The sequence below is a fragment of the Streptomyces sp. NPDC101178 genome (assembly GCF_044767965.1).
In the GTDB taxonomy this organism is placed as follows: domain Bacteria; phylum Actinomycetota; class Actinomycetes; order Streptomycetales; family Streptomycetaceae; genus Streptomyces.
Window position 1 is genome coordinate 673047 of the sequence record NZ_JBIWOZ010000002.1, and the last position, 6608, is coordinate 679654.

Consider the following 6608-nt stretch of genomic DNA (forward strand, 5'->3'; position numbering starts at 1 on the left):
ACCTGAACCGCGTGACGTTCTAGTAGATCGGCTTCTCCGGCTCGATCTGGTTGACCCAGCCGATCACGCCGCCGCCGACGTGCACCGAGTCGGCGAAGCCCGCCGACTTGAGGACCGCGAGGACCTCGGCGCTGCGGACACCCGTCTTGCAGTGCAGGACGATACGGCGGTCCTGCGGGAGGTCCTGGAGCGCGTTGCCCATGAGGAACTCGTTCTTCGGGATCAGCTTGGCGCCCGGGATCGAGACGATCTCGTACTCGTTCGGCTCGCGGACGTCGATGATCTCGATCATCTCGTCGCCGTCGATCCACTCCTTCAGCTGCTTGGGAGTGATCGTGGACCCGGCCGCCGCCTCCTGGGCCTCCTCGGAGACGACGCCGCAGAAGGCCTCGTAGTCGATGAGCTCGGTGACGGTCGGGTTCTCGCCGCAGACCGCGCAGTCGGGGTCCTTGCGGACCTTGACCTGGCGGTACTGCATCTCCAGGGCGTCGTAGATCATCAGACGGCCGACCAGCGGGTCGCCGATGCCGGCGAGCAGCTTGATCGCCTCGGTGACCTGGATCGAGCCGACCGACGCGCACAGCACACCCAGCACGCCGCCCTCGGCGCAGGAGGGGACCATGCCCGGCGGCGGCGGCTCCGGGTAGAGGCAGCGGTAGCAGGGGCCGTGCTCGGACCAGAACACGGAGGCCTGGCCGTCGAAGCGGTAGATCGAGCCCCATACGTACGGCTTGTTCAGCAGAACGGCCGCGTCGTTGACCAGATAGCGGGTGGCGAAGTTGTCCGTGCCGTCCACGATCAGGTCGTACTGGGCGAAGATCTCCTTCACGTTGTCGGCTTCGAGCCGCTCCTCGTGAAGGACCACGTTGACGTACGGGTTGATACCCAGCACGGAGTCCTTGGCCGACTGCGCCTTGGACCGGCCGATGTCGGCCTGGCTGTGGATGATCTGGCGCTGCAGGTTCGACTCGTCGACCTCGTCGAACTCCACGATGCCCAGCGTGCCGACACCGGCCGCGGCGAGATACATCAGGGCCGGAGAGCCGAGGCCGCCGGCGCCCACACAGAGCACCTTGGCGTTCTTCAGGCGCTTCTGCCCGTCCATCCCGACATCAGGGATGATCAGGTGGCGGGAGTACCTGCGGACCTCGTCGACGGTGAGCTCGGCGGCCGGCTCGACCAGGGGTGGCAGCGACACAGGAACCTCAACAATGCAGCTGGTCGGATTTGCGTACATCGACTGCGCGTACATCGACTACGCACGGTTGTTCTTCCGGTAACACTGCCACGCCCCTTCTCATTCCGAGATACCGGGTCCGATCCGCGAGACGATTTCGTCCCAGTACCTGGGCAGCGCCGCGAATGGATCGCTTTGTCCGCTCCGTCCTTCGTGGCTCCGCCCGTCGCCGCTCCGCCCGCCCCGGTCCGTGAAGAAGATCGTCCCGGCGCCCTGCCAGCGGGCGACGCGCATCGCCTCGTCGAGATGGGTGCGCGGCACCCCGTGGACGAAGTGCGCGAACCGCTCCGGCGGATAGTCCGCCGTCCACTCGGCCACCTGTGACCAGCGGTAGTCGGTCCACGGCCCCTGGAAGGTGACCAGTTGGTCGGCGGCCTCGGCGTAACCGGGGTACGGGTGGGTCCCGTGGCCGAGGACGAGGCGGCCGCCACCGTCCGCGCTGTCGCTCTCCGACAGCAGGGCGTGCAGGGTGCCGGTGAGACGGCGTACGCCGGGGAGTTCGGCCCGGTCGGCGGGGCAGCGGGCGAGGTAGAAGCCGCCGACCCGGTACCAGTCGATGAAGGCCCGGGCATCCGCGATCAGCTCGTCGAAGGGCCGGTTGCCGTGGGCCAGGTCGAGGTGGCCGAGGAGCCGGCCGCCGCAGGCGCGTACGGAGTCGTCCGGGGCCTCGCCGTGCAGCGCGCGTTCCCGGGCGTTGCGGAGCCTTCCCGCCACCTCCAGGCAGTGCGGGTCGGGCCGGGTGCCGGGGCCCTCCGCGATGTTGAGGACGGCCCAGTGCAGCGGCGTGCCGGGGCGGATCAGCTCGGCCCACTCGGCCGGGGCGAGCAGCGGGTGGGCGTAGCCGGGGACGCCGAAGCCGAACTGCTCGCCGCCGGCGGTCCTGCGGGCGTCGGCGGGAGCGGTCAGATACGGCACGCCGCCTCCATCCAGATGTCCGCGAGGGACTCCTCCAGGTTGATCCGGGGGCGCCAGCCGAGCCGGTCCCGCGCGGTGCGGACGTCGGCCTGCTGCCAGGCCCCGCAGCCGTCCGGGTACGGCGACGGGGTGGCGGAGAGGTGCTCCATCACCGACTCGGCGGAGGTGCGCGGGGCTCCGATCGGCAGGCGGGCGGGGGGCGTGTCCAGTTCGTGGAGTGCGCCGGCGTATCCGGCGACCCTGGCCAGTACGGCGGCGGCGTCGCGGAGCCGGACGGCGCGCCCGGTACCGATGTTGACGACGCCCTGCGCGGCGGAGAGCGAGGCGGCGTGGACGGCCCGCGCCACGTCCCGTACGTCGACGAAGTCCCGCTGCACACCGAGGCCGCTCAGCTTGAGCTCGCCGTCGCCGGACTGCATGGCCCGGCGCATCGCCTCGGCGAGCCGGCCGAGCGGGGAGCCCGCCGGGGTGCCGGGGCCGACGGGCGAGAATACGCGGAGCACGACGGCGTCGAGGCCCGAGCCGAGAACCAGTTCGGTGGCGGCGAGCTTGCTGACGCCGTACGGGCCGCCGGGGCGCGGGATGGCGTCCTCGGCGGTGGAGGAGCCGGGCTGCGAGGGGCCGTACTCGGAGGCGCAGCCGACCTGGACCAGCCGGGCGCCGCAGCCGCTGCGGCGCAGGGCCTCGCAGACCGTGGCGACGGCGACGGTGTTGTGGCGGGTGAGGTCGCGGGCGCCGCCGCGGGTGGCACCCGCGCAGTTGACGACGACTCCGGGGTGGACGGCGTCCAGGAAGCGGGTGAGCGCTCCCGGGCTGCCGCCGGCGAGGTCGAACCGGACGTCGGCGTCGTCGCCGCGCCCGAGGGCCGTGAGGTGGACAGCGGGGTCGGCGAGCAGCCGGTCAGCGACGAAGCGGCCGAGGAATCCGTTGGCTCCGAGCAGCAGCACCCTCATCGCGCACCGCCTCGGTGCCGACGGCGGGCTGCCGGTGCGGGGGACTGGGGGGTCATGGCGGGTTTCTCCTTGGTGGTCGGTTCGCCGGACGGCGCGTTGTCGGACAGGGCCCACGGCGTCGGCTCCGTGGGGGTGGTGCGGTGGTGCGGTGGTGCGGTTCTGGTGGCGGCGGTCTTCCTGCGGGGGTACGGGGGCGGTCACGCCCGGCTGTGTGCGGAGGCGCGGGAGAGGGCGGCGGAGGCGTGGACCAGGAGTCCGAGCGCCGCCGCCCCGCAGGCGAGGGCGGGGACGGCGCCCGGGCCGCCCGCCGCCACGAGGGCGTGGACGGGCCAGGCGAGCGGTTCGAGGCCGGGCAGCCGGCCGGCGAGGACGAGGGCGGGGGCGGCGGCCTCCACGGCACAGGCGGCGGCGAGCGCGACGGTGCCAGGCTCGGGCAGTCCGTGCGCGGCGAGCAGCCGGGCCAGGAAGAACAGCACCCCCAGGGCGGCGGCCGCGACCGGCAGCCCCGGGGAGCCGAGGCCGAGGCCGGCCAGGAGCAGCAGGGGCAGCAGGGCGCAGAGGAAGAGTGCGACGGCCGCCAGGAGCAGGGGGCGCACTCCGGCGCCGAACTCCTCCAGTGCGCGGCTTCCGGTGAGTTTGCGGTGGGCCCGCACGGTGAAGAGGTGCGCGCACCAGGCCGCCGGGGCGATGGCGGCGGTGAGTCCGAGCAGCGGGGCCGGGTCGGCCTCCCACGGCCCGCCCGGACCGCCGCTGACGACCTGGCCGATCAGACCTTCGCCGTACACCGCGAAGCTGAGGAGCCAGCAGGCGTACATCCCGGCGCGGCCCGCTCCTTCGGGCGCGCGCAGCGGCCCGCGGCCCAGGCAGAGCCGGAGCGCCAGGCACGCCAGGAGTGCGCCGGTGACGGTCACGGCGGCCCGCACTCCCCCGCCGAGCGCCCCTTCGGTGACCCGGAGCAGCCCGGCGGTGGCGAGGCAGGCGGCGCCCGGGAGCAGCGCGAGCAGCGTCCACCCGGCGCGGGCCTCGGTGTCGGGCCCGGGCGGCGGAGGCGCGGCCGGTGAGGACCCGGCAGGGGCGCGGGCGTACAGCTCTTCGGCGAGCGCGAAGACGTCCCGGTGGCGGTAGCGGGCGGCGGTCCGGTCGGTGAGCCCGTGGACCTCAAGACCGGCGGCGATCTCCAGCGGACTCACGGCCCTTTCGCACAGGTCGCGGTGGTGGTGCATCAGGGACTTCACGGGGTCGGCGGGGCCTCGGCGCACGGGGGTTGCGGGCCTGCGGCGCACCGCACGCGGCGCGATCTCGGCGGGGCGGCCGCCCCCGTCGTCGGGGCGGCCGGACAGGGCCGTGGCGCGGGTTCCGGGCTCGGGGGCTTCCGGCGACGCGGCGGCGGGCTCAGCGGTCCGGGCAGGCACGGCGGTGTCCTCCGGACCGTCTTCCGGACGAGGCGTCGGGTGGTCGCCCCGGTCAGCGGGGCCGGCCGGGCGGTCACGCATCGCCGTCCTCCGGTCCGCAGACGGCCGCGCGGACGCACACGGGCTCGGCCCGCCGGGCCGTCTCCCCGCCGCACTCCCCCTCCGGCTCCGCCCCGTCGGCCGGGCTCGGCACCCGGGCGCCGGTCATGGAGGGCTGTGGCTGGGTCCAGTGGCCGAGGAGGCGGGACTCCGCCGGGGTGGCGAAGAGCAGGGGCTCGCCGTCGGCGTCCACCGTGTCGGCCTCCCGGCGCACCGGCGCGTGCGAGATCAGCTCCAGGTAAATGCCGCGAAATGCCGCGAGGTTCTGTTCGACGGTGAAGAGTTCGAGCGCGCGAGCCCGCGCCGCCGCGCCCAGCCGCGCCCGGCGCTCGGGGTCGCGCAGCAGCGCGATGCAGGCGTCCGCGAGCGCCCGGGGGTTGCGCGGGGGCACCACCAGGCCGGTGCCGCCGATGACCTCGACGACGGCTCCGACATCCGTGGAGACCGTGGCCCGGCCGCAGAACATCGACTCGACGAGGCTGATCGGGAAGCCTTCGACGACGCTGGAGAGCACGGTCACGCCGCCCGCCGCGTACGCCTGGGCGAGGCCGGGCACTTCGGGCCCGCCGATCTCCTCGAAGGTGACCGGGCTGACGCCCTCGGTGTGGGCGCCGGTGGCCTCGTCCGGGAAGAGCTGGGCGGCCAGCGCCCGGCAGTGTGCGAGGTACGGGGCGCCCTCGTCCCCGTCCGCCGGCGCGCCGAAGATCCGCAGCCGGGCGCCCGGTTCGGCGCGGCGGACCTCGGCGAAGGCGTGGAGCAGGGCGATCAGGTCCTTGGCGGGCTCGATCCGGCCGACCCAGACCAGCGTGTCCGGGCCGCCCGCGTCGTCGTCCTCGCCGACCGTCGCGAAGCGCCCGGCCGCCATGCCCGGGTAGACCGTGCGCTGCTTGGCCGGGTCGGCGCCGCACCGCTGCTGCCAGCGGCGGACGTGTGTGTTGCCGGGGGTGATGACCGCGGCCTGGCGGTAGACCTCGGCGGCCAGCAGACCGTGGAAGTGGGCGAGGAGGGCGCGCACCGGAGCGCCGAAGGGCGCCTGGGGCGCGGCGAGGTGGTGCGCGCGGAGCGGCACGCCGTGCTCGGTGACCAGGAGCGGCACACCGAAGAAGCGTTTGGCCAGCAGCCCCGGAATCGCGGCCGCTCCGCCGGACGCTGCGTGGCAGAGGTCGACCGCGCCGAGGCTCTCGGGGGCGTACCAGTCGAGCGAGAGCGGGCGCAGGACGCGCTCCAGTTCGGCGGCGAAGGCGAGGTGGTCCACGACGGTGGCGCTCTGCACGGTCCGGCCGGCGCCCCGGGCGCGGGATGCGGCCTCCAGGATCCGTACGGTGGTCTCGGAGCGGAGGGCCAGGTGGAGTCCGCCGCGCTCGCGGGCCAGCTCGGCCAGGCCGTAGAAGCCCTCGGTGAAGAGCCCTCCGTCGGTGGCCGGTTCCGTACCGGCGTCCTCGGTGGCGGAGATCGCGGTGGCCAGCGCCCGCAGATGGCCGGCGAAGCGCCTGCGGTCGCGGCGCCCGTAGGAGACGCCTCCGCCGGTCACCAGCCTGGCGAGCAGACCGCGTTCACCGCTGCCGCGCAGCGTGCCGTCCTCGGGGATCCAGAGCGGCGCGGTGCGCACCCGGCTGACGTGGTGCGGCAGCCGGACCCAGCCCTGGTCCTCCTGGTGGGCGGAGCGGCTCAGCGCGAAGAGGTCGAACTCGTGCTGCGGCAGCCCGCGCACCAGCCGGTCGCACCAGGGCCCGGACTCACCGGCCGCATACGGATAACCACCGTCGGTGAGCAGTCCGATCCGCACGAGTACACCCCTGATCTCCCTTGTGGGCGGCCGCCGTTGGAACGGCGACTCGCAGCGGGACGACCGTAAGCGGATACGCCGGTGGTGGGGGGGGGGGGGGGGGGGGGGGGCGCCCCCCGGGCGGGGGGGGGGGGCGAAGGGAGGGGGGGGGGGGCTGCGGGCCCCAGGCCGCGGCGGGGTGTCACGGGGGTGAGGGCTGGGGCCCG

General features: G+C 74.6%; 5 protein-coding genes. All 5 read right to left on the minus strand.

Annotated elements, in window-relative coordinates; genetic code table 11:
• Positions 1 to 19 precede the first annotated feature (19 nt).
• The 5 genes from moeZ to ACIRR8_RS07155 all read right to left on the minus strand — a co-directional run bounded on the left by moeZ (position 20) and on the right by ACIRR8_RS07155 (position 6402).
• On the minus strand, positions 20 to 1198 hold the full coding sequence (gene moeZ, locus ACIRR8_RS07135) for an adenylyltransferase/sulfurtransferase MoeZ (protein WP_404060016.1): 1179 nt from the start codon (positions 1196 to 1198) through the stop codon (positions 20 to 22).
• A gap of 99 nt (positions 1199 to 1297) precedes the next feature.
• Entirely contained in the window at positions 1298 to 2152 is an 855-nt protein-coding gene (locus tag ACIRR8_RS07140) for a spherulation-specific family 4 protein (protein ID WP_404060019.1), read from the minus strand.
• Entirely contained in the window at positions 2140 to 3105 is a 966-nt protein-coding gene (locus tag ACIRR8_RS07145) for an NAD(P)-dependent oxidoreductase (protein WP_031123076.1), read from the minus strand. Before ACIRR8_RS07145 ends, ACIRR8_RS07140 begins: the two co-directional genes overlap by 13 nt.
• A gap of 197 nt (positions 3106 to 3302) precedes the next feature.
• Positions 3303 to 4517 carry a hypothetical protein gene (locus ACIRR8_RS07150; RefSeq protein ID WP_404060022.1) on the minus strand — a complete coding sequence of 405 codons (1215 nt, stop codon included), beginning with the start codon at positions 4515 to 4517 and terminating at the stop codon, positions 3303 to 3305.
• Between the two features lie 73 nt (positions 4518 to 4590).
• The gene (locus ACIRR8_RS07155) at positions 4591 to 6402 is read right to left on the minus strand and encodes a DUF3492 domain-containing protein (protein ID WP_404060025.1); all 1812 of its coding nucleotides are present in this window, start codon (positions 6400 to 6402) and stop codon (positions 4591 to 4593) included.
• Positions 6403 to 6608: the final 206 nt, after the last annotated feature.